General features: G+C 64.3%; 1 protein-coding gene. It reads right to left on the reverse strand.

Going from position 1 to position 543, the window contains the following annotated elements; translation table 11 throughout:
• Positions 1 to 543, reverse strand: a 543-nt coding sequence (locus QWZ14_RS28935; RefSeq protein WP_290320538.1) for a ParA family protein, incomplete at both ends; no start/stop codon positions are given.

Consider the following 543-nt stretch of genomic DNA (forward strand, 5'->3'; position numbering starts at 1 on the left):
AGCTCATTTTACGGACCTCAGCCGAGGTCGAGACGTGCTGCCGCGCGACCGGCAGTAACAGGCCGAGCGCGCTCTCGGCCTCTGCCAGCTCTTCAAGTGTCGCCCGCTCAGCCAGACCGCGGGGGTTCCAGGCCATGGGCACGAGCACATAAGGGATGATGCGCCGAGCTGACTTGCCGCAGGCCAAGACCTGCTTGGCTGTCTTGATCGCCTCACGAGCGGTCCCCCGATCTGCCATCAGCGGAATAAGGACAGCGTCGGAGGTGGCGATTGCCATCGACGCGGTCTGGTTTGCAAAGCCAGCTGTATCGCAGATCGCAACGTCATGGCTCTCGGCCTGAGCCTGAAGTGTGTCCACCACCTCGATGTGCCTGATCTCGGTCAGGCAGGTGAGGGAAGGGCCCTCGTAGCCAAGCCCGTGCCAAGTCGCAAACGACGCGTTGGGATCCGCGTCCGTCACGCTGATGCGGAGACGCGGTGCCAGGTTGGCGACCAGGAGGGTCGTGAGAGCCGTCTTCCCGCCGCCGCCTTTGCTCGTCGCAA

Origin of the sequence: Paeniroseomonas aquatica (assembly GCF_030409335.1) — a bacterium.
GTDB lineage: Bacteria > Pseudomonadota > Alphaproteobacteria > Acetobacterales > Acetobacteraceae > Belnapia > Belnapia aquatica.